Source organism: Paeniglutamicibacter selenitireducens (assembly GCF_051550675.1).
GTDB lineage: Bacteria > Actinomycetota > Actinomycetes > Actinomycetales > Micrococcaceae > Paeniglutamicibacter.
Window position 1 is genome coordinate 269158 of record NZ_JBPULF010000003.1, and the last position, 26001, is coordinate 295158.

21 protein-coding genes and 4 tRNA genes are annotated in these 26001 nt (G+C 67.0%); 8 read left to right on the forward strand and 17 right to left on the reverse strand.

The annotated features are described in order from the left end of the window. Positions 1-17: 17 nt before the first annotated feature. The 11 genes from ACSYDW_RS07995 to ACSYDW_RS08045 all read right to left on the reverse strand — a co-directional run bounded on the left by ACSYDW_RS07995 (position 18) and on the right by ACSYDW_RS08045 (position 12409). Positions 18-572 carry a PRC-barrel domain-containing protein gene (locus ACSYDW_RS07995; protein ID WP_438338197.1) on the reverse strand — a complete coding sequence of 185 codons (555 nt, stop codon included), beginning with the start codon at positions 570-572 and terminating at the stop codon, positions 18-20. A 103-nt stretch (positions 573-675) separates the two neighbouring features. After that, the gene (locus ACSYDW_RS08000; protein ID WP_438338198.1) at positions 676-1059 is read right to left on the reverse strand and encodes a PRC-barrel domain-containing protein; all 384 of its coding nucleotides are present in this window, start codon (positions 1057-1059) and stop codon (positions 676-678) included. 64 nt (positions 1060-1123) lie between these two features. Then, entirely contained in the window at positions 1124-2653 is a 1530-nt protein-coding gene (locus ACSYDW_RS08005; protein WP_438338199.1) for a multicopper oxidase domain-containing protein, read from the reverse strand. 4 nt (positions 2654-2657) lie between these two features. Further along, entirely contained in the window at positions 2658-4112 is a 1455-nt protein-coding gene (locus tag ACSYDW_RS08010) for a multicopper oxidase domain-containing protein (protein WP_438338200.1), read from the reverse strand. Beyond that, positions 4105-4761 (reverse strand): DUF4352 domain-containing protein, encoded by a 657-nt coding sequence (locus ACSYDW_RS08015; protein ID WP_438338201.1) that lies wholly within the window; start codon positions 4759-4761, stop codon positions 4105-4107. Before ACSYDW_RS08015 ends, ACSYDW_RS08010 begins: the two co-directional genes overlap by 8 nt. A 333-nt stretch (positions 4762-5094) precedes the next feature. Beyond that, complete coding sequence (locus tag ACSYDW_RS08020) at positions 5095-6576, reverse strand: malate:quinone oxidoreductase (protein WP_438338202.1); 1482 nt, start codon at positions 6574-6576, stop codon at positions 5095-5097. 89 nt (positions 6577-6665) lie between these two features. Beyond that, positions 6666-8513: an ABC transporter substrate-binding protein gene (locus tag ACSYDW_RS08025; protein ID WP_438338203.1), complete on the reverse strand. Its 1848-nt coding sequence runs from the start codon at positions 8511-8513 to the stop codon at positions 6666-6668. Between the two features lie 133 nt (positions 8514-8646). Beyond that, a tRNA-Leu gene (locus ACSYDW_RS08030) sits at positions 8647-8728 on the reverse strand. 88 nt (positions 8729-8816) lie between these two features. Next, positions 8817-9314, reverse strand: coding sequence for a thioredoxin-dependent thiol peroxidase (bcp, locus tag ACSYDW_RS08035; protein ID WP_438338204.1), 498 nt, complete (start codon positions 9312-9314; stop codon positions 8817-8819). 123 nt (positions 9315-9437) lie between these two features. Then, complete coding sequence (locus ACSYDW_RS08040) at positions 9438-10088, reverse strand: TetR/AcrR family transcriptional regulator (RefSeq protein ID WP_438338205.1); 651 nt, start codon at positions 10086-10088, stop codon at positions 9438-9440. Further along, on the reverse strand, positions 10085-12409 hold the full coding sequence (locus ACSYDW_RS08045) for an aminotransferase class III-fold pyridoxal phosphate-dependent enzyme (RefSeq protein ID WP_438338206.1): 2325 nt from the start codon (positions 12407-12409) through the stop codon (positions 10085-10087). The genes ACSYDW_RS08040 and ACSYDW_RS08045 overlap by 4 nt, the downstream gene beginning before the upstream one ends. 217 nt (positions 12410-12626) lie before the next feature. Here ACSYDW_RS08045 and ACSYDW_RS08050 point away from each other — a divergent pair, with 217 nt between their 5' ends. The 3 genes from ACSYDW_RS08050 (at position 12627) to ACSYDW_RS08060 (ending at position 16413) form a co-directional block, all read left to right on the forward strand. Beyond that, complete coding sequence (locus tag ACSYDW_RS08050) at positions 12627-13400, forward strand: SDR family NAD(P)-dependent oxidoreductase (protein WP_438338207.1); 774 nt, start codon at positions 12627-12629, stop codon at positions 13398-13400. Positions 13401-13471: 71 nt separating this feature from the next. After that, positions 13472-15178, forward strand: a complete 1707-nt coding sequence (locus tag ACSYDW_RS08055) for an amidohydrolase (protein WP_438338208.1) — start codon at positions 13472-13474, stop codon at positions 15176-15178. Between the two features lie 50 nt (positions 15179-15228). Next, entirely contained in the window at positions 15229-16413 is a 1185-nt protein-coding gene (locus tag ACSYDW_RS08060) for an MFS transporter (protein WP_438338209.1), read from the forward strand. A gap of 163 nt (positions 16414-16576) precedes the next feature. On the opposite strand, the gene ACSYDW_RS08065 is transcribed toward ACSYDW_RS08060, so the two are convergent. After that, positions 16577-16649 (reverse strand) — tRNA-Lys (locus tag ACSYDW_RS08065). 663 nt (positions 16650-17312) lie between these two features. Between ACSYDW_RS08065 and ACSYDW_RS08070 the strand changes: the two genes are divergently transcribed. Next, positions 17313-18488, forward strand: a complete 1176-nt coding sequence (locus ACSYDW_RS08070) for a serine hydrolase domain-containing protein (protein WP_438338210.1) — start codon at positions 17313-17315, stop codon at positions 18486-18488. Positions 18489-18551: 63 nt separating this feature from the next. On the opposite strand, the gene ACSYDW_RS08075 is transcribed toward ACSYDW_RS08070, so the two are convergent. Together ACSYDW_RS08075 and ACSYDW_RS08080 are read right to left on the reverse strand one after the other, a co-directional pair. Then, positions 18552-18627: transfer RNA gene (locus ACSYDW_RS08075), tRNA-Lys, on the reverse strand. Between the two features lie 196 nt (positions 18628-18823). Then, positions 18824-18899, reverse strand: a tRNA-Lys gene (locus tag ACSYDW_RS08080). Positions 18900-19131: 232 nt separating this feature from the next. Here ACSYDW_RS08080 and ACSYDW_RS08085 point away from each other — a divergent pair. After that, entirely contained in the window at positions 19132-20094 is a 963-nt protein-coding gene (locus ACSYDW_RS08085) for a 2-hydroxyacid dehydrogenase (protein ID WP_438338211.1), read from the forward strand. 113 nt (positions 20095-20207) lie between these two features. Here the strand turns inward: ACSYDW_RS08085 and ACSYDW_RS08090 are convergent, their stop codons facing one another. The 3 genes from ACSYDW_RS08090 to ACSYDW_RS08100 form a co-directional block, all read right to left on the reverse strand. Then, on the reverse strand, positions 20208-20399 hold the full coding sequence (locus ACSYDW_RS08090) for a hypothetical protein (protein ID WP_438338212.1): 192 nt from the start codon (positions 20397-20399) through the stop codon (positions 20208-20210). 272 nt (positions 20400-20671) lie between these two features. Next, a complete protein-coding gene (locus tag ACSYDW_RS08095; protein ID WP_438338213.1) occupies positions 20672-20956 on the reverse strand; it encodes a putative quinol monooxygenase in 285 nt (94 codons plus the stop codon). 35 nt (positions 20957-20991) lie between these two features. Beyond that, entirely contained in the window at positions 20992-21459 is a 468-nt protein-coding gene (locus tag ACSYDW_RS08100; protein ID WP_438338214.1) for a hypothetical protein, read from the reverse strand. Positions 21460-21577: 118 nt separating this feature from the next. Here ACSYDW_RS08100 and ilvD point away from each other — a divergent pair, with 118 nt between their 5' ends. The 3 genes from ilvD to ilvN all read left to right on the forward strand — a co-directional run bounded on the left by ilvD (position 21578) and on the right by ilvN (position 25968). Then, a complete protein-coding gene (gene ilvD / locus ACSYDW_RS08105) occupies positions 21578-23281 on the forward strand; it encodes a dihydroxy-acid dehydratase (RefSeq protein WP_438338215.1) in 1704 nt (567 codons plus the stop codon). 284 nt (positions 23282-23565) lie between these two features. Next, positions 23566-25443, forward strand: coding sequence for an acetolactate synthase large subunit (locus ACSYDW_RS08110; RefSeq protein ID WP_438338216.1), 1878 nt, complete (start codon positions 23566-23568; stop codon positions 25441-25443). Positions 25444-25449: 6 nt separating this feature from the next. Then, positions 25450-25968, forward strand: a complete 519-nt coding sequence (gene ilvN / locus ACSYDW_RS08115; protein WP_209996406.1) for an acetolactate synthase small subunit — start codon at positions 25450-25452, stop codon at positions 25966-25968. Positions 25969-26001: the final 33 nt, after the last annotated feature.

Genomic DNA, 26001 nt, shown 5'->3' on the forward strand with positions numbered 1-26001 from the left:
GGGGGAACCGGCGGGCGTCAGGGCCCGGTTCGGGGCTCCGGCGGTGCCTCGTGCCGCGGGTTCCGTGCATGCCGCCGCGCCGTGCCGCCGGTGCCCTCCGGCGCGGCTTCGGTGGCCGTCACCACGTACTTGCGCAGCAGCGGGCGGCCCTGGGCGTCGTCCACGGCGATGACCCGCTCCTCGGTCTCGAAACCGGAGCTGCGGCCCGCGTGGGCCGCAGGGGCATCCGCAGCGTGGGCACCGTGCCGCGGCCCGGGTTCCATCCCGTAGTACGCGAAGAGCCGGTCCTCGTCGGGGAGACCCAGCTCCGCGACGGGGTCGATGTTCGGGGCATGCCGCACGGTGTCCTTGTCGTAGGCAAGGTGGAGCACGCCGCGGACGATGCCGGCGCCGGCGAGCGGGGCGATGCTGTGGGCCGTGCCGAAGAGGCCGGTGTCCACGGTGACGAATCCCGGTTCCCCGGTCCTGGCGTCGATGAGCAGGTGGCCGGCGGTGCCGATCCGCTCCCCGGTCGGGCCGACGACGGGGGCATGGTCTTCCAGCAGCGGGCGCAGTTCCTCGCGGCCAAGCATGGCGGTGTCCTCACCGGATGTGTGTTCTGCCGGCCGTGCCGCAGCGGGGGGCGTTCGTGCCGGCGGGCATCCATTCCCAGCTAAGCACCGTGCGCGGCCCGGTTCAAGGGGCGCAGGGACCCGGCGCGTAGTGGCGCTCGAGCAGCGCCTTGCCCTCGTCGCTCAGCGGGCCGGCCGGGTCCAGGGGCGGGGCGCGCCGGATCCGTTCCTTCCCGAAGGCGACGTGCAGGTGTCCGTGCTCGATCCGGGCGCCGGCGAGGGAGACGAAGCACTCCCGGGCGCCGAAGGGCCCCAGCCGCACCGTGACGAAGTCCGCGTCCCCGGTGGCCAGGTCCATGAAGATGCTGCCCAGCGTGCCGATCCGCTCGCCGCGGGGCCCGAGGACACCGCTCTTGGCCCGCTTCAGGGCGATCACGTAGCCGTGGCCGAGCATTGCCGCTTCCTTGCCGGATTCTCGCGCCCTGCCGCCGGTGGCACGGGCATCCATGCCAAGCAAAGCATCCCGCCGGTGCCCTTTCAAGGCATCGGCGGGATGCTGTCGCGGGCCTGCCTCAGCCGGCCACGAGCCGGAGTTCCCGCCTGGCCAACCTGGCCCCGGTGATCCAGTCGTTCCACTCGATGCGCAGGATGTAGTCCCCGGCCGTCGGCGGGTGCAGCAGCACGTCGTAGCGCTCGGCGGCGCCCATCGCCACCACGTCGGTGAAGAGGTGGGCACGCGGGTCCTCGTGCATGCTCGTCGGGATGGCCGGGGCGCCCGGGTGGGCCGTGTGCCGGTAGGGACGCCCGTCGTGCGCGATGAGCTCCGCGATGCGGGCGGGGGTTCCGTCCGCGGTGTGGAACGAGACGCGGTTGGGCAGGTAGTTGCCATCGAGCAGCCGCATCAGCGTCGGGGCCTTCCCGCCGCCGGCCACGTTGACCGGCAGCTGCGTGGGCGCCCACACGGCGCCCTCGCGTTCGCGGCGCGCGTCCAGCAGGCCGCCGGTGATGTAGAAGTGTTGGGGCTCGAAGCGGTTGAGCCCCACGTCCTCGCCGGAGAGGCCGGCGGCGTGGCCCAGATCGTGCCAGCGGGCGTCGACCGAGTACATCATGATCAGCGACTCGGTGGCGATGTCGTACTCGGGCCCGTCGGCGAAGGCCCGGCGGTTGCCCGGGCCCACCGGGAAGTCCGGCAGCACCACGGGATCGATGACCAGCGGTCCGAGCAGCCCCATCTGCGCGTGCAGGGGCGTATTGACGTGGCAGTGGTAGAAGTAGGTGCCCGCCGCCCCGTAGTTGGGGTCGCGCACCCGCCCGGGTTCGGGCTGCCACTGGTAGGTGTAGTGGTCGTCGATCTCGAAGGAGGTGTGCCCCACCCCGTCGTTGCGCGGGTCCGGTTCCATGCCGTGCCAGTGGATGGTGTGCGGGCCCATGCTCGGCTCGACCCGGGCGTGGAAGATGTCCCGTTCGCGGGGCCGCAGCGTGGGCCCGGGGAACCCGCGGCCCGATTCGGGGGAGTGGAAGACCCACATCTCGAACTCCGCCCCGTCCGGGAAGAGCAGCCGCTTGTTGGCGACGTCCAGGTCCACGGCGAGCTGCGGGTCCTGGCGGAACTGCGTTTCCGGGGCGTCCTGCTGCATCTGGTGCGAGGCGAAGTCCGCCTGGGAATCGTAGTCCCGCGGCTCATGGTCGTCGTCATCGCCCGTGGGCGAGGGCGGCGCGACGGTGGGGCGCGGCGAGGGGGAGGTCGATGCCGTGGACTGCGTCGCGGCGGTGGTCGGTGCCGGGCCCGTGGTCGGGGCCGCGCTCGTCGATGCGGCACTGGTTGGCGCTGCAGTGGTTGGCGCGGCACTGGTTGACGGGGAAGACGTCGGGGTCGACGTGGGTTTCGGTGTTGGCTTTGGTGGCGGCTTTGGCGTTGGTTTTGGTGTCGGCTTGGGTGTGGGCTTTGGCTTGGGCTTTGCCGTTGGCTTGGGCTTGGGCTTGGGCTTGGGCTTCGTGGCGGTGGCCTTGGGCCGGCGCTTCTTCTTTGGCTTGTCCCGGGCCATGTCGCGGCTGCCGCCGGGTGCTGCGGCTCCGAGCGATCCCCAGAATGGCGTGTTCATGGTCCTAGCCTCCGCTCACCGCTGATTTGAGTTCCCAGTGGGCAACCAGCCCGCCGGGGTAGAGCCCGCCGGCCGCGGTCTGCGACATCTCCGCGTGGCAGTGCATGGGGTACTTCCAGTCCTCGGCCCTGTTGTTCCACACCTGGTCCGTGGCGTCGGGCGGCCGCTTCATCGGGATCATGCAGTCCTTGCGGTCCATGGGCGAGAGCTCGACGACGTCCTCCCACTGCTGGAGCACCACGTGCCCCCGGTCATCGACATGCCCGAACTCGCGCGGCCACTCGACGTTGTTGCGGCGCACCGTCCACAGGTGGTTGCCGTGGAAGTGGATCTGGTGGTTGGCGATCCCGGGGTTGACCATCCGGACCATCTGGCCGGCCCTGATCGTTCCGAGGGCGAGGTCCTCGCCGAACTCGCGGATGTCGATCTGCCGCGGGTAGCCGGAGACCAGGGATTCCTCGTGCGCCGCACGGTTGATCGCACGGTCCGGCGAGTGGCCCAGTGCCTCGTAGCCGCTGCGGTCGTTGAGCAGGAAGTAGCGTGGCACCGCGGGGTCCGACGTCGGGTCGACGTTTCCCCCGGCGGCCTCGATGCCGGCCCAGACGGTGTCCACCGCGTGGGTGACCCACAGCCACTGCCGCTCGAAACCTGCCTGTCCCGGTGCCACCCGCCAGGCGTCGTCGGGGTTGAGCACCACGAGGCTGCCGAAGAGGCCCAGGGCCCGCTGCACCGGGGCGTTTGTCGGATCGTGGTAGATGTAGGTCCCGGCGTAGGGGGCGGGGAACTGGAGGTAGCCCTCCCCGCCCGGGGGGATCGGCCCGGTCGAGACGTCCTGCCGGCCGTGCGCGGCCTGCGCGAAGGTCAGCTCGTGGGTTTTCGCCAGGCGGTTGAAGACGCGGATCCTGATGGTCGACCCGGTTTCGGCGATGATGGTGCGCTGCGGGAAATAGCTGGCCCAGTGGTTGCGCCGGATCAGGAATTGGCCGGGGTTCGCCGGGTCGGGCCCGGCGGGCAGCGGTGTTCCTTCGGGGGGAAGCGCAGCACCCAGCGGATAGGTCCGCGATTCGACAACGTCGCCGCCGCGGGTGAAGATCCTCGGTGCAATGCGCAGGGACGGGCGGGTGTCGCGCAGGTCCGTGGGCTTGTCGCCGAAGCCGCGCTGGTAGACGAGCGAGTCGTCGACCATCCGGGCGTAGCCCTCGTTGATGTAGAGGTCCAGCACCCCGGGCAGCGGGGTGGCTGCGGCCGCGGCGACGCGGCTGCGAGCCGAGACGGGGGCGGCCTGGGCGGGCCGGGCGACGGAGGCCATGGCCGCCAACACGCCGAACCCGGCGGCGGCGCCGAGCCTCAGGGCACCGGCCCGGTCGAGGATGCCGGGCTTCGTCTCGGCGGACGTTGCCCCCGGGGACTGTTCCCCGGGGCGCTCGCCCCGGGTGGCGGGAATCCGGGACTCAGACATGGTTGGCCTCCAGGAACCCGGGGCGCCATGAAACGGAGGGCAGCGGCAGTTCGACGGGTGCCTCACCCGGGCTGCCAATGTCCTCGAAGAGCGCGGTGAAGGCCGTCGCGTCGGACGGGACGAGGAAACTGATGTTGGCCCGTACGCTTTCGCCCGGTGCGAGCAGGCCCGGCAGCAGGTCGTTCCACCGGTTGACGACCAGCCACGGCTGGCTGTTTCCCCGCAGTCGAAGCTGCCCCGGGGAGAACATCTGGTCCTTGTCGCTTTCGTTGAAGACCTCGAGCTGGACCAGTACGTGGTCGCCGTAGGTCATGTTCACCGGCTGCGAGGACCTGCCGCCGGAAGTTCCGTGCCCGGCATGTGTGGTTGACGAGGCGGAGTCGGAGGGGAGCCTTGATTGGCGTTCGGCCCGCGAGATCCTGGCCTTGCCGAAGGAGGTGCCCACGGTGGTGGTCCCGGGAGGGCCGGCGGCCGCGAAAGCCATCGCCAGCGCGGTGATGCCGCCGGAACCCACCACCAGTGAGGTTCCCAGAGTGATGCCCAGGGTGCGCCGCGAGAGCAGCCGTTCTTCCCCTGGGCCCGGCTCGGCGGGATCCGCCCCGTGGAACCGGTGGCGTGCCTTGTGCTGTTTTCCCCAAACCGCAAGCATGATCTTGTTCCCCCTGTGGTGCCGAGCCTGTCCCCGCGGACGGCGGATCCGGGGAATGCGATTCCCCCCCAAGTACGTGGATCCCGCCTCCGTGGTGAGGCCCAGTATGCCGCGGCTGCGGCCGGGGTGTAAAGGTGTGCCGGGCTGCATTTGCCCTAGTCACAAGGTTTCTCCAAGGTTTCGGCTGTCCCCGGGACACGGGTTCCGGGGTGTGTCAAGGGCGTGGAAACACGGATGCCCGGTCCACCGCCCGCCCCCGTGGGGGACGTGCAAGTGAACCGGGCATTCGCCGGTGGAACATGTTCGCCGGCCGGGACTCAACCGGCCGCGGGGCTATGCCAGCTTCAGGACCTTGTCGGTCTCCGCGCGGACCTCTGCGTACAGCGACGGATTCTCATTGAGCTTCACGCCGTAGGAGGGAATGATCTCCTTGAGCTTGGACTCCCAGCCGGAGAACTGCTTCGGGAAGCAGCGGCCCAGCAGTCCGATCATGATCGGGGTGGCCGTCGAGGCGCCCGGGGAGGCACCGAGCAGGCCGGAGATGGTGCCGTCGGCGGAGGTGATGACCTCGGTGCCGAACTGCAGGGCGCCGCCCTTCTTGGCGTCCTTCTTGATGACCTGGACGCGCTGCCCGGCGGTGATCAGTTCCCACTTCTCGCCGTTGGCCTCCGGGAAGTACTCGCGCAGCGAATCGTCCTTCTTCGCACGCGACTTGAGCACCTCCTTGATCAGGTAGGCGGTGAGGGACATGTTGTCCTTGCCCACGGCCAGCATCGGGATGATGTTGTGCGGGCGGATCGACAGCGGCAGGTCCCACAGCGAGGACGACTTCAGGAAGTTCGTGGAGAAGCCGGCGTACGGGCCGAACATCAGCGAACGCTTGCCGTCGACAAAGCGGGTGTCAAGGTGCGGGACGCTCATCGGCGGGGCGCCGACCGAGGCCTGGCCGTAGACCTTGGCGTGGTGCTGGTCGATGACGGTTTCATCGGTGCAGCGCAGGAACTGGCCGGAGACGGGGAAGCCGCCGAAGCCCTTGATCTCCTCGATGCCCGCTTTCTGCAGCAGGCCCAGTGCGCCGCCGCCGGCGCCAACGAAGACGAATTTCGCGTTGACGGTGCGCTTGGCGTTCGTCGCGTTGTCCTTGACCGTCAGGGACCAGCCGGCGCCGTCGCGCTTGATGCCCTTGACCTTGTGGCCGTAGTTGACCTCGACGCCGTTGGCGGCAAGGTTTTCGGTCATCTGGCGAGTCAGCGAGCCGAAGTCGACGTCGGTGCCGGAGGTGACGCGGGATGCGGCAACGCGCTGCGAACCGTCGCGGCCCTTGGCGACCAGCGGGGTCCAGGACTCGATGGTGGACAGGTCCTCGGTGTGCTCGATCTCGTTGAACAGCGTGTGGGGCTTGAGGGCCTCGTAGCGGGTCTTGAGGTAGTCCGAGTGGTCGTCGCCGATGACGAAGCTCATGTGAGGCAGCGCGTTGATGAAGCTCGAGGCATCGCCGACGTGCTTGTTCTGCACCAGGTGGGAGTAGAACTGGCGCGAGACCTGGAACTGCTCGTTGATGCCGATGGCCTTGGTCGGGTCGATGGATCCGTCGGCCGCCGCGGCCGTGTAGTTCAGCTCGCACAGGGCCGAGTGGCCGGTGCCGGCGTTGTTCCAGGGCGACGAGGATTCGAGGCCCGCCTGGTCCAGGTTCTCGAACAGCCCGATGCTCCACCCCGGCTCCAGCTGCTTGATCAGGGTTCCGAGCGTTGCGCTCATGACACCGGCGCCGATGAGAACGACGTCAAATGATTGACTGGTGGCTGCAGAAGGCACAGGCTATCTCCGTTGAAAGTTCTTCTAGACTCCAGCCAAGAATAGCGCGGTGCTTCCGACTCCAAGAAATTGGGGTCTTGACTACTTCGTCACTTGCTGTTTAGTTTCACGTCCGAGAAAACCTCGTCCAGCACCGGCGAGGACGGGTAGTTCTTCACGGTGTCGTTGAATGCCAACGCGGAAATGGGGAACACCAGGGGCAGCGCCGGCAGCTCCGAGGCCAGCGTGCGGGAAATGTCCTGGTACGCATTCACGCGCTCCTCCCCGCCGGGAATCGAACGGGCGAGCAGGATCTGCGCCTGCAGGACCGGGGAACTGTAGCCGAACTGCTTGGTGGTCTCGGAGAAGATCCCGCCCAGGAAGTCGTCGGGATCCCTGTAGCCGCCGTTGAAGCCCAGCAGGTGCAGCCCGGGGGTGGTGCCCGAGCGCACCCGGCCGACGTAGCCTTCCGTCCAGTCCACGGGGATCGGTTCGACGACGATGCCCGCTGTCGCCAGCTGGCGGGAGATCTCCGCATAGATGAGCTCGGGCAGCGGCAGGTAGGCGCGGGAGATGTTCAGCGGGTACAGGAACGGGATGGGGGATCCGTCGTAGCCGGCCTCGGCCAGCAAGTCCTTGGACCGTTGCAGGTCCGGGGCGAAATAGGTGTCGGAGGGCTTGACGCCCAGCGAGGCGGGAAGGAAGCTGCGCGCTTCCTTGGTCCCCGAGATGTAGAAGGCGTCGATGAGGCGCTGCCGGTCGATGGCATGTGCGACGGCCTGGCGGAAGCCGGGTTTCGCGAGCCACTTGTTCTGCTGGTTCATGCCCAGGTAGGACACGGAGAACGGGTCGCGCTGCACGATCAGCTTGCCCTCGCGGACAAGCTCGCGCAGGCCCGAGACGGTGACCATGTCGAATCCGTCGATGTCTCCGCGACGCAGGTCGCCCAGCCGCTTGGCGGGCGTGCTGGTTTCGCGGAAGGCCACCCGGGTCGGTGCCTCGGTGTTTGCGGCGGCGGCCGCGGCATCCCAGTAGCCCTCGAAGCGGGTCACTTCGACGGTCTGGTCCTTCCATGAGGCAAAGGCGTAGGGGCCGGTGCCCACCGGGTGGCTGGAAACCGATGAGGAGTGCCCCGGTTCGGTGGCTTCCCCGGCCAGCGCCTTGGGGGAGGCGATGACCAGTCCCGGCAGTGTCAGCGCCTCGATGAGCCCGGTGATGGGGCGGCGCAGCGTCAGCACGACGGTGTGGGTGCCGGCGGTCTTGATCGAACCGAAGTAGCTGGCGCTGCCCCCGGTGCTGGCCCCGGTGAACGGGTTGGACTTCAGCTGCGCGCGCAGGGCCTCAAGGCGTTGCACCTCGGACTGGTGGGCGGCCTCCGCCTGCGGGTCGACAACGTCCTGGCCGTCCGGCCCCTTGACGGGCTTCGGCGCGGGGATCGAGTCGGGCAGCTTGGGAATCGAGTCGCTGTACCGGAAGACCTGGTTGAACCCTTGGTCCGAGTCGGCCTTGGCATCCTTCGGAAGCGCCGCCCAACGCTGGAAGTTGATGACGACGGCCTCGGCGTTGAACTCGGTCCCGTCATGGAACTTCACGCCGCGGCGCAGGATGAAGGTGTGCTGCAGGCGGTCGGGGCTGGAGATCCAGTCGGTCGCCAGCAGGGGGATCGGGGCGCCGGTTTCGCCGTCGACCCCGATCAGGCCCTCGTAGATCTGCCGGGTGATGCGGAAGGCCTCGTTGTCCCCGGAGACCGCCGGATCAAGGGTTGCGGGGTTGGCTGCGGTGCCCAGCCGGAAGGTCTTGGCCGCGGGTGCGGTGGTTCCCGTGGGGGAGGCCGTCGGGCCCGGGGTCCGCTCGGGGACGCAGGCGGTGAGTGCCAGCGCGGCGACCCCTAGTCCTCCGGCAAGGAAAGCGCGGCGGGAGGCTGCTGCCGAAACGGGAACTGGCGGCGGCGTGGGCACCTGGGGGACTCCTTCACGTGGGTTGGGCCCGCAACGCACGGACCCCTGCACTGTACTAACGAACGAGGCCCCCGGAAATATCCGGGGGCCTCGTTCGGGTGCCTGGGGGAATGGATTGCCCTTCGGCGGTTTGTGCGAGCGGGGGGACTTGAACCCCCACGTCCGAAGACACTGGAACCTAAATCCAGCGCGTCTGCCAATTTCGCCACGCTCGCAAGGCCGCAACCGCTTTCGTGGTTCAGCATGAATCAGTGTAGCGGATTCCGGCGGCCTCTTTGTCCACTTGGGGGCTGCAGGCGAATGTTACTTCGGATCGAGTCCCAGATCACGGCGGAGTTTCGCGACGTGCCCCGTGGCGCGCACGTTGTACTGCGCCACCTCGATGTTTCCGTCCTCGCCGATGGCGAAGGTCGAACGGATCAGGCCCTCGTAGACGCGGCCGTAGTTCTTCTTCTCGCCCCAGGCGCCGTACGCCGCGGCAACGGCGTGGTCCTCGTCGGAAAGCAGGGGGAAGCCGAGCTCCTCCTTGGCGGCGAACTTGGCAAGCTTGGCAGGGGCGTCGGGGGAGATGCCGACGACCTGGTAGCCGGCGGACTTCAGGGATCCCAGGGAATCGCGGAAGTCGCAGGCCTGCTTGGTGCAGCCCGGGGTGGATGCCGCCGGGTAGAAGTAGACGATGGTCTTCTTGCCGCGCAGCGAGGCCAGCGACAGGCTCTCGCCGTTCGCGTCCGGAAGGGTGAACTCCGGTGCGGCGTCGCCTGCCGCGAGGCGGACGGCTTCGGTTGTTGCGTTTTCGCTCATGGGGGTGCGCTCCCTGGTCGTGGTTCCGGGCGCGGCGAAGCACCCGGTAACCCGTTGGTCTTTCACACGAGCCTATCGCCAATGTGCCGCGCACGCGGAGTCGACGACGTCCCGGCGGCCGGGTCAGCGGGCCGCGATCGCCTCCAGCAGCTGCCGGAAGGCGTCGAGTCGGCGCCGGGCCGTCGCGGGATCGCGGGAGGCGTCGATCCCCGTCTCCCTGATCGCGCCCACGAGCAGGGAGGCAATCGCCTCCACGTCGAAGCTGGGTGCTATCTCGCCGGCTTCCTGGGCGCCGCGCAGCCCATCGACAAGCGCGTCGAGCGTGCGCTGCGAGCCGGCGCCCCGGCGTTCCATGCCAACGATCTGCGGCCCGGACACGTTGTAGAACAGTCCCAGTTCACGCATGGTCGCCAGTTCCAGCATGGCCCGGGGGTAGGCGCACAGCCGTTCGATCCAATCCGACTGCTGTGCGGCATCGCGTTCCGCGGCGGCGATCAGGTCCCGGCCCATTTGCTGGTACGCCTCCGAGACCAGTTCCGTCCTGCCGCCGGGGAAATGTGCGTAAAGGGTCGCCCGCGAGGTCCCGGCCCGCTTGGTGATGCGTTCGATGGTGGCCGAGGTGAGCCCGCCGGCGCCGATGATCCCGATGACGGTGCGCACCAGGTCCCGGCGGGTCCGCATCTGCTGGCGTTGCCTGAGCGATGTGGGAGGCCCGTCGGGTTCGAGGCCGTCGCCCTGCGGGGGCGCGAGGGCTGCCGCGGGATCCGCCGTCATGCCCGGGCCCGTTCCGCGGCGGCGCCCGCCGCGGCATGCAGCGCGGTGTCCAGGGCATCGAGCACCTGCTCGAGCTCGTGCTTCTCGATCACCAGCGGCGGGCGGATCTTGAGTACGTTTTCGTGAGGGCCGATCCGGCTGATCAGGATGTTCTCGCCCAGCAGCGCCTCCACGACGGCCTTGGCGAGCGGGCCGTTTGGCTTGCCGTCCACGTCGACGAGGGCCAGCCCGAAGAACAACCCCCGGCCCTTGGCTGCCGCCACCGTCGCGTGCTTCGCGGCAATCGACCCGAGCCGTTCCGCGACAAGGCGCCCGAGGTCCCCGGTGCGGGCCACGAGGTCCCGGTCCTTGACCTCCCGCAGCACCGCCAGGCCCGCCGCCGCGGCGGCGGGCGTTCCGGCGAACGTGTTGAAGTACAGGTTGGCGCTGCTGAAGTCGTTGAGCACCGCCTCGCTGGTGACGACCCCGCCCATGGGGTAGCCGTTGCCCAGCGGCTTGCCCAGCGTCACCAGGTCCGGGTCGATGCCGGTTGCCTGGTGGCCCCACCACACGTCCCCCAGCCGCCCGAGTCCAACCTGGACCTCGTCGGAAATGACGAGTCCACCCGCTGCGTGGACCCGCTCGACCAGCCCGGCCAGGTAGCGCTCCGGGAGGCGCGGCAGCCCCTCGGTGGAAAACGCGGGCTCGATCAACAGCGCCGCAAGCCCGTGCCCGTCCGCCTGGAGCGCGGAAATCGCGGCATCGACCTGGGCCAGGGACTCGGCCAGCAAGTGGTCCGGGTGCGTGCCATGCGCTGCGTCGAGGTCGGGGACGGTGATGGTCCGTACGTGGTCGCCCAGGGGTTCGGAAACCTGCAGCCCCGTGGTGAGGGCGGCAAGGGAAATCGTGTTGCCGTGGTAGCTGTGGTCGGTGACGATGACGCCGCGGCGGCCCGTCCGGTGCCGGGCGATGCGCAGCGCAAGTTCGTTGGCCTCCGATCCGCTGTTGGTCAGGTACACCCGGTCCAGCTGTCCGCCGAAGGTCGCCAGCAGCTCCTCCGCGTAGTCGACAACCGGTTCGCTGAGGTAGCGGGTATGCAGGTTGTAGGTGCGCAACTGTTCGGCGACGGCATCGGCCACGCGGCGGTTGGCGTGCCCCACCTGCGGCACGTTGTTGTAGGCGTCGAGGTAGCGCTGCCCGTCGGCGTCGGTCAGCCAGACCCCCTCGCCGGCCACGAAGTGGCGGGGGCGGTCGTAGAAGAGCGGCGAGTACGGTCCAAGGGTCCGTGCGCGTCGAGCGAGCAGGTCCAGGTCACTGTCGGACATGGTGTTCCCTTCCAGGGGGGAGTGGGTGGTGTTGAAGGTGCGGCAGAGTTCCAGGACCGCCGGAAGGGCCTCGGCGCGCAGGAAGGCGCTGGTGTCCACTTCGGGTCGGTCCGCCGCCCAGCCGAGGTAGGTGAGCCCGCGGGCCAGGACGAAGGCGTCCAGGGCCGCCCGCGCGGCGGCGGGGATGTCCATGTGTTTTTCGTAGGCCGCCAGCAGTGCGTCCTTGTACTCGAGGCCCCGTGGATGGCGGTGGTACCAGAACAACACCGTCGCAATGTCAAAGAGCCACCAGCCCTCGCCGAAGTCGTCGAAGTCGATCAGCGTGAGGCCTGCTTTCGAGGTGAGCACGTTCTCGGGGCTGAAGTCGGAATGGACCACGCCGTAGACCTCGGGGCCGGTGCCGAGGTCCGCCAGCACCTGGCGCAGCGAAGCCATGGTGGCGTCGATCAGGGTGCGGTCCGCAGCGGAGTCCGCCAGGCCGCGCGGGTCGCCCCAGAGCGGAGAAGGCCCCACCAGTCCCTCGGCATCCCACGCGTCGCGTGAATAGCCCGGGATGCGGCCGACCTCGCGGGAAACGCGGTGGAAGCGCCCACACAGATCCCCCAGTTGCACAAAGACCTGCACGTCGGGATTGTCCAGGCCAACCAGTGCATCATCGGCATCGCCCAGGGGAGAGGAGTCTTCGACCCAGCGCTGGAGATCCACCTGGTGGGCGGTTCCCCGGTCGTCCGGCACGAGGGCAAAAAGTTCGCCGTCCTGTGAACGAACGACATCGGGTACGGCAAAACCGGTCTCATGCAGGGCAACGACATACGCGTTCTCGGTGCGCACCTGCTCGTCGCTGCGGTGGCCGTGCCGGTGGATGCGCAGGGCGAAGGAGGCTTGCCGGTCGGCGACGCGGAACACGACGTTCTCCCGGTGCTTCACGAAGGAGATCTCGGAATCGGCGGACAGCGAAAAGTGCGGCAAGGCCCGTCGGGCAAGTGAGAGCGCTTCGTCGCGGGACAGCTTCGACATGGTGGTCCTTTCGGATGTGTCCTCGTGGGACCGAACGTGGATTCTGGAACCAATACTCCCAGCGCTGGCGCCGGCGAGGAATAGCGTTCTAGTTACCAGAATCTGATTCTAGGTTCCAGAACGCTATTCAAATGGCCCGCGTCACATCTGTAGATTCACTTCACGCCGATCCAGCAGCTTCGGCAGTCCGGTTGAAGTGAAAGGAAGAGTGGGGATCATGGGTGCCCTTGACGCTTTGGGCCTGCCGCAGCGGGTGGTCATCACCGGAGGTTCATCCGGAATCGGGTTGGCCGTCGCCAGGTACTTTCTCGATCGGTCGGCCAGTGTCGGGATCATCGGGCGCGACGCCGCCAAGTTGGGCGACGCCGTGGCCCAACTGGCCCCGGCGTCGCCGGACCGGCTGGCGGTGGCGCAGGCAAACGTCGCCGACGAGGATGAAGTCCGGGCCGCGATGGACGAGCTTGCGCAGAAGCTGGGCGGCATCGGCCTCGTCGTCGCCTCGGCGGGGACCGACGGCGAAATGGGGGCCGCGTGCGAGGACGTGACGGCCGCATCGTTTCGCGACGTGCTTGACGTGAACGTGCTTGGAACATTCCTGGCCGTGAAACACGCCTTGCCGCACCTGAAGCAATCCCCGTCGGCAAGCGTCGTGATCGTGGGATCGGATTCGGGGTTCGTTGCCGTGCCGGGCATGCTGGCCTACAACGCTTCGAAGGGCGCCCTGGTGCAACTGACCAGGGCCCTGGCCGTCGAACTCTTCGATGCGCACGGAATCCGGGTCAACAGCGTCTGCCCGTCGATCGTCGACACGCCGATGGCTCGGCGGGGTCTTGGCATATCCTCCTTCGACGACGTCGGCTACCCCGTGCAGGACGGCGAGGACATCGCCTGGACGGTGGGGTACCTGGCGTCGGAACACTCGCGCGCGATCAACGGGGTGAATCTGCTGTCCGACTTCGGATACACCGGCCGCTCGTCCTTCCCGGCGTGAGACACGGGAACGGCCACCCGCAACCACCCGAACTTGCAGAAACAGTACGCACAACACCTCCAGGAGACAACATGAACGAGCTTCCACCTGCCGAACTGATCGTCACCGGCGGCAAGGTATACACCGGCGACCCGGCCCGCGAGTGGGCCGAGGCCGTCGCCGTCGCGTCGGGAAAAATCATCGCCGTGGGAACCGAGCAGGAGGTGCGCGCGCTGGCCGCCGCTTCCACGGAGTTCCTTGAACTCGGGGGCGAACTGGTCCTGCCGGGATTCAGCGACGGGCATTCGCATTTGGGCCTGGGTGGAGGGCAGGCGGCATGGGATCTGCCGATTCTGCCGACCGACCCCAAGGAAACGATCTTTGAAAAGGTGCGTGCCTGGGGCGAAAAGCTGGGTGCCGATGAATGGATCACCGGAGGCATCGTCGGCGCCACCGTCATGGACGAGATCGGCAACACCGCTGACCTGGCTGAACTTGATGCCGCCTCGGGCGGGCGCCCGGTGCTGCTTCGGGACGATTCAATGCACAACCGGTGGGTCAACACGCGGGCGCTGGAACTGATGGGCGTGGGTCCGGAATCGATGGACCCCGAAGGGGGAACGTATGTGCGGGACGGGTCGGGCGCCCTGACCGGGGTGCTTCAGGAACTTGCCTCGGCGGTCGCGGAGGCGGCAGCCGACGCGGCGGTGGCGGATCCCGACGCCCGCAACAAGGTTTCGCTGCAGACGGCCCTTCGCACGCTCAATTCGTACGGGATCACCTCGGTGCAGGACGCAGCGACCATGGAGTACTCGTGGAAGGCGCTGCAGTCGCTTGAAGCGGAGGGCGACGTCACAGCCTGGGTCGTCGGATCCATGCCGGCCCGCGATTTCATTGAGGCCGGCGTCGTGGGGGAAGAATTGTTCGACATCGCCGATGCACACAGGAGCACCCACGTGCGCCCCGATTTCGTGAAGTTCGTCCTCGACGGCATCCCGATGACCCGCACCTCCGCGATGCTGCGGCCATACATTTGCCACCACGGCCACGACGACCCCGGCTTCACCGGGGCGCCGCTGTGGAACCTCGACGACCTGGTGTCCACTCTCGAGCTGTGCTACGAACGCGGCTACGGAGGAAAACTGCATGCCACGGGCGATGCCGCCGTGCGGTTGGCGCTCGACGCAGTGGAGGAAGTCCGCCGGCGTCATGGCTTCGGGCCGATCTTCCAGATCGCCCACGTGGAGTTCATCGCGCCCCAGGACATTCCCCGGTTCGCGGAGCTGCAGGTGGTGGCGGACGCTTCGCCCTACATTTGGTACCCGTCGGTGATCCAGAACAGTGTTGCCAAGCAAATCCCGGAAGACACGGTCAACGGCAGCTGGCCGACGAAGGACCTGGTCGAGGCCGGTGCCCTCCTGGCGGCCGGGTCCGACTGGCCGTGCGCGCTGCCCTCGCCGGACCCGTGGGTTGGACTTGAAACCCTTGTCACGCGCCGCCACCCGGATCCGGCCATCGAGGGAACCCTCAACGAATCCCAGCGACTCGGCGTGGCCCAGGCCATCGCGGCCTTCACCAGGAACCCTGCCGCAGCCATGGGGCTGGCGGAAACCACCGGCATGATCCGCCCTGGCTTGTCGGCGGACTTCATCGTGGTGGACCAGGACCTGTTCACGATCGCACCGGGGAAGATCCACCAGACCAAGGTAAAGCAGACATTCTTCGAGGGCCGGAAGGTCTACGACCGATCCGGCGCGGAAGCCGGAATCGACGACGCCGTTTCGGTGGCTGCGAACTAGCGCGCCAACGAGCGACCCAACGGCCCACAAGAGACAAAGGAAAACAATCCATGGCAACATCGCTCGCTGATGCCGGTATCCAAGGCAGGACGGACCGCGGCATCTACATCTACATCGGTGTCTTCTCGGCCGTGCTGAATACGGTCCTGCTCGTGGCCCCGGTCATCGCCGGCAAGTTGGTTGAACGTTTCGGGGTGACACCCATTGAGCTCGGCTCGTTGTTCTCGTTGGAACTGGCATCGTTCAGCCTGGCGTCTTTGCCGGCCTACCTGTGGATGCGACGGTTGAACCTTCGCACGGCCACGTACCTGTTCACGAGCATCGTCGTTGCCGGGAACATCGCCTCGGGATTCATGGACAGCTTTGCGTCCCTGATGGGTGCCAGGTTCATCACCTCGCTGGCCTCCGGATCGATCATGGTCATTCTCCTGGCCCTGAGTGGCAAGGCCTCGAACCCGAGTCGTGCCTTCGGTGTGTTCGTGGTGTCGCAGCTTGCGATGGGGGCATTGATCCTTGCGCTGTTCCCGTTGGTCTTCGCCTCCGCCGGCGTGGAGGCGATCTACTGGACGCTGGCGGCCCTGGCGGCACTTTGCCTGCTGGCCGTCCGTTGCATCGACGGCGACGCACTTCGGCCCTCGCCTCTAACGGCCGACGACGGGGAGCAGGCGGATGCCGGGCCGGCCAAGACGAAGGCTCCGGCTGTCCTCTTGGCATTGGGGCTGGCGGCCGTCTTGCTGTTCTACGTTGCACTCTCCAGCGTCTGGACCTTCATCGCACAGATTTCCGCCGCGTCGGGTATCGGGCTCTCCGCCTCGAGCCTCGTGCTGTCACTCGCCACCGTTGCCGGTATTCTTTCCGCGTCGGTGGCAACGATTCTTGGCGAATCCCCGCGGCGCAAAGTGTTCCTGCTGATCGGATACCTGGGCATGGGCCTGAGTGTTGCCTTGCTGTTCGGCACCCCGGGTCTGATCCGCTTCGCCACTGCCGCTGTCATCTTCAAGTTCGCATGGACGTTCATCCTGCCCTATCTGCTGTCCACCTTGTCGGATTTGGGCAGCGGCAACATCATGATTGCCGTGAACCTCGTCATCGGCACCGGGTTCGCCATCGGCCCGATGCTTGGCGGTGCGCTGGTCCAGTCGACGGGGGGATTCAACGCCCTGGTGGCGGTCGCACTTGTCGGTTTGCTGCTGTCCATGGCTGCGGTTGCGGCCATCCAGCGACGGAGGGCCTGACCCGGCGGCAGGCGGGCTGCCTTCGCCGGGTGAAGAGCGGGCCAACCGCTGATTCCGGGCCGGGTCGGCAGGGCATTCCCCTCGGCTGAAGCCGGTCCCGCGATGAAGGCCGTGAAAACACGAAAGGCTTGATCTGCTTCGGCAGATCAAGCCTTTCCTTCTGTGCACCCCCCGGGACTTGAACCCGGAACCTACTGATTAAGAGTCAGTTGCTCTGCCAATTGAGCTAGAGGTGCTTATGTCGTTTTGGTCAGCGCCCCGTGCGGGGCCCGTCCTTGCGACGCAGATAATCATAACCAGAAGACGGCCCAAAAATAAAATCGGGAACGAGGGTTGGCGCGGCTCGCCGGGATCCCCGGAATTCCGCCATTCCCCGGGTGCTACTGGCCTGTTTTCCCGCGGCTTTACAGGGCACTTCCCGAATCTTGGCATGTGACGGTAGGCACAGTCGGGCCTGTCGCTTCGGGTGCATGGCCCAGGATGGCCAACAGGCAATGCACCGCGGCGACTGGATCCGGGGCCATGGCCCTGCGGGGCCGGTGACTCGGGACCCGGGCGCGCAGCCATCGGGAGAATTCCCGCACGGTCCTCGACAGTGCGGACGATCGCTGCTGTACTGGGACCGTGCGGAACGCCAGGGGTCCGTGCAACGACCGCGTCAGCAGCCAAGAAGCGTGTTTTCGGCGCCGTCCCGGTTTGCGGTGTCGCCCGCGCCGGGAATTCCGAGCCGACCCGAATCACTTCAGCAAGCAGGAACCGGAAAAGCGGGTGAACCCATGAAGGCTTCAGCGAATTTCCCGGGGAGGCTGGCAATCGGCACGGTTCTTGCCATGCTCCTGACGGGTTGCGCGCCGGGAGTTGTTGCACCGGATTCGTCGGGCGGTGCATCGGAGAGTGCCGTGTCCAGCCCCGCGGCCATCCCGGGGCAGTGCGTGGGGAATCCGGGAGCAGTGGCCGGCGCTGCGCCGGGCGGAGCGGGGAACCTGCCGGAATCGGTGGTTGCGGGACTCGACGCGGCTGCGCAGGAGGCCTTCAAGAGTGCTGCGGCACCGGGGGCAATCGTGGGCGTGCGCACGCCGCAAGGCACTTGGACGGCCGCCTACGGGTTGGCAGACCCGAGCGCCGGTACGCCCATGACCACCAAGATGCATACCCGCATCGGTTCCGTCACCAAGACGTTCACGGGCACCTTGCTGCTCCAGCTGGCCGAGGAGGGCAAGCTCGACCTGGACGAACCGATCGAGAAGTACCACCCCGGAATCCCCAACGGCGACAGGATCAGCCTGCGCATGCTGGCAAACATGACCAGCGGGGTGGCCAGTTTCTACACCGACGACTTCCTGGCACGCTACTTTGGTGATCCCGCAGGCAAGTTCACCACCGAGGAACTCATCGACTACGGGATCTCGGCTTCGCCGGTCTTCGCGCCGGGGGAGAAGTTCAACTATTCCAACACCAACACCATCCTCTTGGGGTTGGTGATTGAAGAGGTCGCCGGACGGCCGTTCCCCGAGGTTCTGCAACAACGGATCCTCACGCCGCTGGGTCTGGCTGGCACCAGTTGGCCCGGAGAGTCGGATGAGATACCGGAGCCGCACCCGCGTGGATTCACCCTCCAGGGGCTTGAGCCGCTGAAGGAACCTGTCGACGCCACTCACTGGACTCCGACGTTCGCCGGTGCCGCCGGTGCGTTGATCTCCACTGTCGATGACCTGCTGGTATACAACCGGGCGCTGGGCACCGGCCAGGGGTTGCTGTCGCCCGAAACCCAGGCCGGGCGCCTGACCTCGTTCCCGTCCCCGGCGGGCTACGGCCTGGCCCTTGGCTGCATCGGCGGTTGGGTGGGGCACACGGGGGAGCTGCCGGGATTCAATACGGCCCTGTACTACGACACGACGGCCGACACGTCGGTGGTGGTCATGGTCAACAGCGACATTGCTTCGGGTGGGTGCGCCGAATCGCCCACCTTGAGCGACGATCCCGGGGAGCTTCCGTGTTCGGCGCCGGCGACCCGTATCTTCGTGGGGTTGTCCAAGGCGCTGGGGCATGAATTCACGCCCGTGCCATCGAACTGAGGCTTCCCGGTTGCCCGGGGAAACGAAAGGCCCGATCCGTCGAAGCGGATCGGGCCTTTGCTGTGGTGCACCCCCCGGGACTTGAACCCGGAACCTACTGATTAAGAGTCAGTTGCTCTGCCAATTGAGCTAGAGGTGCGGCTGTTGTTTTGCCGGAGTGTTTCACTCCCGCACTCTGCAACGACATGAAACTATACCAGCTTTTTGCGGACCCGGTGACCGCAAGTGCACCGTGGCCGGGAAACGCGGCGAGGGGCCGTTTCCGGGCCGGCCGGGGAGTGGCATCCGGGCAAAGCGAAAGACCCGGCTCGCTGTGCGAACCGGGTCTTTCGGTGTGGTGCACCCCCCGGGACTTGAACCCGGAACCTACTGATTAAGAGTCAGTTGCTCTGCCAATTGAGCTAGAGGTGCGGCTGTTGTTTTGCCGGAGTGTTTCACTCCTGCGCTCTGCAACGACATGAAACAATACCAGCTTGGCGGGCGAATGCAAATCGAAACCCGCGTTTGCGATCGAGGTCACAAAATGGACCTTGAGGTGGGGCGTTGTGCCGACCGTCGGGAGGCTTCGGCGTCCGCGAAGGATTGTTTCGCGGCACGGCATGTTCCTTGGGATGGGCTTGGGGCCGGGCATAGGCTCGTGTGCATGAAGCAAAGCACCGTTGTGACCTTTCCAAACAGAGAACTGCTCGAGGCCGTAGGCCCGCTGCCCGAGGGCCTCAAGGCCGGCATCTGGGATTTCGAGGGCGATCCCGTGGGTGTATCGCTTGGTGCCGTCGAGATCGCTGTTTTCCCGTACATGGCAAAGTTCTCCGAGCTCGAGGCGGTGAGGCGGGCGCCGAACCTCAGGATGGTGCAAACCCAGACCACGGGATTCGACGGAATCCGCGAACTGGTGGGCCACGATGTCTCGGTGGCCACCGCGCACGGCGTCCATGCGGCCGCCACCGCGGAGCTGGCCGTCGGCCTGGCCATCGCCTCGTTGCGGGGAATCGGCGAATCGGTCCGCGACCAGGCCGAGGCCCGCTGGAACCCGAGGCGCTGGCCCGGGCTTGCCGACCGCAGGGTGGCCATCGTGGGCGTCGGAGGGATCGGCGAGGAAATCCGCAAGCGGCTCGACCCGTTCGAGGTCGAGCTCAGCCGCTTCGGCACGCGCGCCCGCACGGACGAGCACGGCGAGATCAAGGCCATCGGCGACCTGCAGGCGCACGCGCCGTCGATAGAGGTCCTGATTCTTATCGTTCCGCACAACGAGTCGACGCACCACCTGGTGGATGCGCGGCTGCTTGCCGCCTTGCCGGACGGCGCCGTCGTCGTCAATGTCGCCCGCGGCCCAGTGGTCGACACCGACGCGCTGGTGGCGGAACTGGCCAGCGGGCGCCTGCGATGCGCCTCGGACGTCTTCGACCCCGAGCCGCTGCCGGTGGACCACCCGATCTGGGCCCTGCCGAACGCATTGGTGGTTCCCCACAACGGCGGAAACACCGAGGCGTTCATGCCGCGCATGACGGCGTTGCTCAAGCGGCAGGTTGCGGCGTGGGCCGAGGGGAGGGACCCGGAGAACCTCGTCTACGGGGCCACAGCTGCTGAGCGGCCCCCACTGCACTAAAGGCCCGGGAGTCGGCAAGCGAGCCTTGGTGTCTTCGATGCCGTGTTTCGGCGGGAGACGGCAACCTTGGTACCGCCGGACCGGGCAGCCACAGACGGAACGGCCCGCACCGTTCAGCTGTCGGTGAGGCCCTTTCGCCTGGTCGAAGTTCGTGTGCGGCTGCGCAGCTGGATGATGCGAACCCCGCCGCCAATGGCCGCCACGCTTGCGTCGGCAACCGCGGCGATAAGCATGGCAATGCCCAGCGCGATCTGTCCGTGGAGCCCCGGGAAGTAAGCGGTGGCCCGATCCTGGTTTCGCATCATGAAGACGACCCGGAGGAGCAGAGTGGCGAGGGCGGCGGCGGTAAAGGTCCAGGCGATGCCACCACAAGTGCCGACGGAGGAGCAGGCGGGCGACGTCTCCGGCAGGCCCCGGGGAACTGCGGGGTCCTGACCGTTGGCATGCGCGGGACGTCCGTCATGCCTTCTTCGATTCCCGTCCGCTGGCGAGCGATTGTTGACACATTGTCGTGTGGACAACCTGGGCGCGGGGCCGGAAGGGGGCAATGGTGGCCGCCGAGGGTGTCGTCGGCCCGCTACGCTGCCTTGATATAGATGAGTGCCGGTGCTGCGGTCTCGAGCTTCTCGAGGAGGGCCATGGCTTCAAGGAAATGCGGGGTGTGGGTGTGAGCATCCAGGTGGCCCTGTGTCTGCCAGCATTCGAGGAGCATCAGGTTGCAAGGGTCCTCGCGCAATTGCAGCAACTCGTAGGATACGCAGCCGGGTTCAAGGCGGGTCTGCGCCACCAGTTCCCGGTAGATGTCCAGTACCGCCTCGAGGTTCCCGGGCAACACCGTGCTGCCGACCAATACGTTGATCATCTGTCTCCCTTCCGCGGCTTCGGTTCCGGCGTGCCTCAGTCTGACTCCGAGGCCACGCGTTCGAGCAGATCCATGAAGATGTCCATGAACTCCGCGAAGTCGGCGGCGTCCTCCGCCTGATCGACACGGCCGCGGCGGACGCCGGCACCATCCACCGCGGGCATGTCCAGCGTCGGGTGGGCCGGGATGTTGAAGCGGTACACACGGCCGGTGCTGGTTCCGACCTCGTAGCTGCCGTCGCTGATGAGTGCCACGTGTGACACGTTGGTGTTGTTCACCGCTACAGCCCGCTCGGAGGGTTCCAGCGTTTGCGGATTCAGCGGGCAGACGATGAGCTCGGCGGGCTCCCGCCGGTAGCCGACGACCTTGAGCCCCGAGGACCCGGAGGTGCCGGAGGCGGCCACCAGGTTGTAGCTCCCGTAGTTGGGGATCTGGCTGTCGAAGGCCTCGTGCAGCAGGGCCTTCAGGGCGTGGTCGGTGGAATCAACTGGGTGTCTCTCCATGGTAAACAGTCTATCGGTTGGATGTTTCGAACACATGTCCTGCCATCGGCTGGATGAAATATGTCGTCATGCCGTCACGGGTTCGGCGGCGCCGTGTGGCACGCCTAGTATTTAGGGCATGAGCCAGGACACAGCCCCAGACATCAAGCCCCGCAGCCGTGTGGTGACGGACGGCATCCACGCCGCCCCGGCGCGTGGCATGTTCCGCGCCGTGGGCATGGGCGACGACGACTTCGCCAAGCCGCAGATCGGCGTGGCGAGCTCGTGGAACGAGATCACCCCGTGCAACCTGTCGCTGAACCGCCTGGCCGCAGGCGCCAAGGAGGGCGTCCACGCCGGAGGCGGGTTCCCCATGCAATTCGGGACCATCTCCGTGTCCGACGGCATCTCCATGGGCCACGAGGGCATGCACTTCTCGCTCGTCTCCCGCGAGGTCATCGCCGACTCCGTCGAGGTCGTCATGCAGGCCGAGCGGATCGACGGCTCCGTCCTGCTCGCCGGCTGCGACAAGTCCCTGCCGGGCATGCTGATGGCCGCCGCGCGCCTGAACCTTTCCTCCGTGTTCCTCTACGCCGGCTCGATCATGCCGGGCTGGGTCAAGCTTGAGGACGGCTCCGAGAAGGAAGTCACCCTGATCGACGCGTTCGAGGCCGTGGGTGCGTGCGCCGCCGGCAAGATGAGTGTCGAGGACCTGACCCGCATCGAAAAGGCCATCTGCCCGGGCGAAGGTGCCTGCGGCGGCATGTACACGGCCAACACCATGGCCTGCATCGGCGAGGCCCTGGGCATGAGCCTCCCGGGCTCCGCGGCCCCGCCCTCGGCGGACCGCCGCCGCGACATGTTCGCCCGCGCCTCCGGCGAGGCCGTGGTGAACCTGCTGCGCCTGGGCATCACCTCGCGCGACATCATGACCAAGAAGGCGTTCGAGAACGCGATCGCCGTGACCATGGCCTTCGGCGGTTCCACCAACGCCGTGCTTCACCTGCTGGCCATCGCCCGCGAGGCCGAGGTCGACCTGACGCTTGCGGACTTCAACCGCATCGGCGACAAGATCCCGCACCTGGGCGACCTGAAGCCCTTCGGCCGCTACGTCATGACCGACGTGGACAAGATCGGCGGCGTGCCGGTGATCATGAAGGCACTGCTCGATGCCGGGCTGCTGCACGGGGACTGCCTCACCGTGACAGGCAAGACCGTCGCGGAAAACCTCGCGGAGATCAACCCGCCGGACGTCGACGGCAAGATCCTGCGCGCGCTGGACAACCCGATCCACAAGACCGGCGGCATCACCGTGCTGCACGGCTCGCTGGCACCCGAGGGCGCCGTCGTGAAGACCGCGGGCTTCGACGCCGAGGTCTTCGAGGGAACCGCCCGCGTCTTCGAGCGTGAACAGGGTGCCCTGGAAGCGCTCGACGCCGGGCAGATCCACGCCGGGGACGTCGTGGTCATCCGCTACGAGGGTCCCAAGGGCGGGCCGGGCATGCGCGAAATGCTCGCCATCACCGGCGCCATCAAGGGTGCGGGCCTGGGCAAGGACGTCCTGCTGCTCACCGACGGACGCTTCTCCGGTGGAACCACCGGCCTGTGCATCGGCCATGTGGCCCCCGAGGCTGTCGATGGCGGCCCCATCGCATTCGTGAGGGACGGGGACCGGATCCGCGTCGACATCGCGGCGCGCTCCTTCGACCTGCTGGTCGACGAGGCCGAGCTCGAGTCGCGCAAGGTCGGCTGGGAACCGCTTCCCGCGAAGTTCACCACCGGCGTGTTGGGCAAGTACGTGAAGCTCGTGAATTCGGCTTCCACGGGTGCCTACTGCGGCTAGGCGAGCCCGCATCCGATGGGTGGATGCGGCATCAAGCGTCCACCCATCGGACAGCTGTCTCATATAATGAGATGGGGACTGCGGTTGTTTGACTCCAGGAGCGGCGGCGACCAAACTGGAAACATGCAGATCCGCACCGAAGTACTACTAGTTATCAAGCGCTGAGCTTGAGCCCCTCCCACACCACGGAGGGCTTCGGTGACGCGCAAACCCCATTCGCCGCACAGGCGCCATTGGGGTTTTTTTATGTGCAGAGTAGAAGAGATAGAGAAGGAATAATCCCCATGAGTAACGGAACCCCCGCCAGCGGTCCGCTGACGGCAAAACCCGCCAACCGAAGCAAGGATGCCACTGTCTCTACCATCGTGGAAGCGTCGAGCCCCGTCCAGGGCCCGAACAACATCGTTGCTCCCACGGAGATGCTTGGCTCACAAGCCATCATCCGCACACTGGAAGAACTGGGCGTCAAGGACGTCTTCGGGTTGCCAGGCGGCGCAATCATGCCGACCTACGACTCGCTCATGGATTCGACCAAGATCAACCACGTCTTGGTCCGCCACGAACAGGGCTCAGGCCACGCGGCACAGGGCTATGCGATGGTCACCGGGGAGGTTGGCGTCTGCATTGCCACCTCCGGCCCCGGCGCCACCAACCTCGTCACCGCCATTGCCGACGCGCACATGGACTCGGTCCCGATGGTTGCCATCACCGGCCAGGTCAACAGCGCCTTCATCGGCTCGGACGCCTTCCAGGAGGCGGACATCGTGGGCATCACCATGCCCATCACCAAGCACTCGTTCCTCGTCACGAAGGCCGAGGACATCCCGCGGATGCTGGCCAGCGCGTTCTACATCGCGTCCACCGGCCGCCCGGGGCCGGTTCTGGTGGACATCACCAAGGACGCCCAGCAGTCCAAGATGATGTTCTCCTGGCCGCCGAAGATCGACCTGCCCGGCTACAAGACCGTGGTGCGCGGGCACAACAAGCAGGTCCGCGAGGCGGCAAAGCTCATCGCCGCCTCCTCGCGCCCGGTGTTCTACGTCGGCGGCGGCGTGGTCAAGGGCCACGCTTCGGCCGAGCTCAAGGAATTCGCGGAGCTCGTCGGCGCCCCGGTCGTCACCACCCTGCAGGCCCGCGGTGCCTTCCCGGACAGCCACGAGCTGCACGTGGGAATGCCCGGCATGCACGGCTCGGTGTCCGCCGTGACGGCGCTGCAGCAGTCCGACCTGCTGATCACCCTCGGTGCCCGCTTCGATGACCGCGTCACCGGCGTGCTCTCCTCGTTCGCGCCCAACGCCAAGGTCATCCACGCGGACATCGACCCGGCCGAGATCTCCAAGAACCGCACCGCGGACATCCCGATCGTGGGCTCGGTCAAGGAGATCATCCCCGAGCTCACCGAGGCCTGCCGCACGCGCTTCGCCGACGAGGGCGCACCGGATCTCACCGACTGGTGGTCCACCATCGGCCGCCTGCGCGAGACCTACCCGATCGGCTTCACCGAAACCCATGACGGACTTTCGGCACCGCAGCACGTGATCCAGCGCATCGGCGAACTCACCGGCCCGGAGGCCGTGTACGTCGCCGGCGTGGGGCAGCACCAGATGTGGGCCGCACAGTTCATCAAGTACGAGCGCCCGCACGCCTGGCTGAACTCGGGCGGACTGGGCACCATGGGCTACTCCGTCCCGGCGGCCATGGGCGCGAAGGTCGGCAACCCCGACCGCGTGGTCTGGGCCATCGACGGCGACGGCTGCTTCCAGATGACCAACCAGGAGCTCGCCACCTGCGTCATCAACAACATCCCGATCAAGGTGGCGATCATCAACAACTCGTCCCTCGGCATGGTGCGCCAGTGGCAGACGCTGTTCTACGACGCCCGCTACTCGAACACGGACCTGAACACGGGCCACGGCACCGCACGCGTCCCGGACTTCGTGAAGCTCGCCGACGCCTACGGCTGCGTGGGCCTGCGCTGCGAACGCGACGAGGACATCGACGCCACCATCAAGCAGGCGCTGGAGATCAACGACCGCCCGGTCATCATCGACTTCGTGGTCTCCCGCGACTCGATGGTCTGGCCCATGGTCCCCTCCGGCGTGAGCAACGACCAGATCCAGATTGCTCGCGGCATGACGCCCGAGTGGGAAGAAGAGGACTAGAAAGCCATGGCACGCCACACTCTTTCCGTGCTCGTCGAAGACGTCCCGGGTGTCCTGACCCGCGTCGCCGGGCTCTTCGCCCGCCGCGCGTTCAACATCCACTCCCTGGCCGTGGGCCCCACCGAGGTCCCGGGCATCTCCCGGGTCACCGTGGTCGTCGACGCCGAGGGTGACCTGCTGGAGCAGGTCACCAAGCAGCTGAACAAGCTCATCAACGTCATCAAGATCGTTGAGCTCATGCCGGAGGCATCCGTGCAGCGCGACCACATCCTGGTCAAGGTGCGCGCCGATGCGGCAACCCGCCTGCAGGTCACCCAGGCCGCAGACCTCTTCCGCGCCTCCGTGGTCGACGTGTCCACCGACTCGTTGATCATCGAGGCCACCGGCAATGCCGATAAGATCAACGCACTGCTTGCGGTGCTTGAGCCGTTCGGCATCCGCGAAATAGTCCAGGCAGGCACCCTTGCCGTGGGCCGCGGGTCCAAATCGATGTCGGACCGCGCCCTGCGCTCCGTATCCGCCTAACACCCCCCCCGAACTCCACACAATCTTCACACC

Coding starts and splice junctions, on each gene's coding strand:
- ACSYDW_RS08060 (WP_438338209.1), top strand. CDS start 15,229: ATGGCAACATCGCTCGCTGATGCCGGTATCCAAGGCAGGACGGACCGC.
- ACSYDW_RS08040 (WP_438338205.1), bottom strand. CDS start 10,088: ATGACGGCGGATCCCGCGGCAGCCCTCGCGCCCCCGCAGGGCGACGGC.
- ACSYDW_RS08110 (WP_438338216.1), top strand. CDS start 23,566: ATGAGTAACGGAACCCCCGCCAGCGGTCCGCTGACGGCAAAACCCGCC.
- ACSYDW_RS08000 (WP_438338198.1), bottom strand. CDS start 1,059: ATGGATGCCCGTGCCACCGGCGGCAGGGCGCGAGAATCCGGCAAGGAA.
- ACSYDW_RS08005 (WP_438338199.1), bottom strand. CDS start 2,653: ATGAACACGCCATTCTGGGGATCGCTCGGAGCCGCAGCACCCGGCGGC.
- ACSYDW_RS08010 (WP_438338200.1), bottom strand. CDS start 4,112: ATGTCTGAGTCCCGGATTCCCGCCACCCGGGGCGAGCGCCCCGGGGAA.
- ACSYDW_RS08100 (WP_438338214.1), bottom strand. CDS start 21,459: ATGGAGAGACACCCAGTTGATTCCACCGACCACGCCCTGAAGGCCCTG.
- ACSYDW_RS07995 (WP_438338197.1), bottom strand. CDS start 572: ATGCTTGGCCGCGAGGAACTGCGCCCGCTGCTGGAAGACCATGCCCCC.
- ACSYDW_RS08095 (WP_438338213.1), bottom strand. CDS start 20,956: ATGATCAACGTATTGGTCGGCAGCACGGTGTTGCCCGGGAACCTCGAG.
- ilvN (WP_209996406.1), top strand. CDS start 25,450: ATGGCACGCCACACTCTTTCCGTGCTCGTCGAAGACGTCCCGGGTGTC.
- ACSYDW_RS08055 (WP_438338208.1), top strand. CDS start 13,472: ATGAACGAGCTTCCACCTGCCGAACTGATCGTCACCGGCGGCAAGGTA.
- ACSYDW_RS08045 (WP_438338206.1), bottom strand. CDS start 12,409: ATGTCGAAGCTGTCCCGCGACGAAGCGCTCTCACTTGCCCGACGGGCC.
- ACSYDW_RS08085 (WP_438338211.1), top strand. CDS start 19,132: ATGAAGCAAAGCACCGTTGTGACCTTTCCAAACAGAGAACTGCTCGAG.
- ACSYDW_RS08090 (WP_438338212.1), bottom strand. CDS start 20,399: ATGATGCGAAACCAGGATCGGGCCACCGCTTACTTCCCGGGGCTCCAC.
- bcp (WP_438338204.1), bottom strand. CDS start 9,314: ATGAGCGAAAACGCAACAACCGAAGCCGTCCGCCTCGCGGCAGGCGAC.
- ACSYDW_RS08050 (WP_438338207.1), top strand. CDS start 12,627: ATGGGTGCCCTTGACGCTTTGGGCCTGCCGCAGCGGGTGGTCATCACC.
- ilvD (WP_438338215.1), top strand. CDS start 21,578: ATGAGCCAGGACACAGCCCCAGACATCAAGCCCCGCAGCCGTGTGGTG.
- ACSYDW_RS08015 (WP_438338201.1), bottom strand. CDS start 4,761: ATGCTTGCGGTTTGGGGAAAACAGCACAAGGCACGCCACCGGTTCCAC.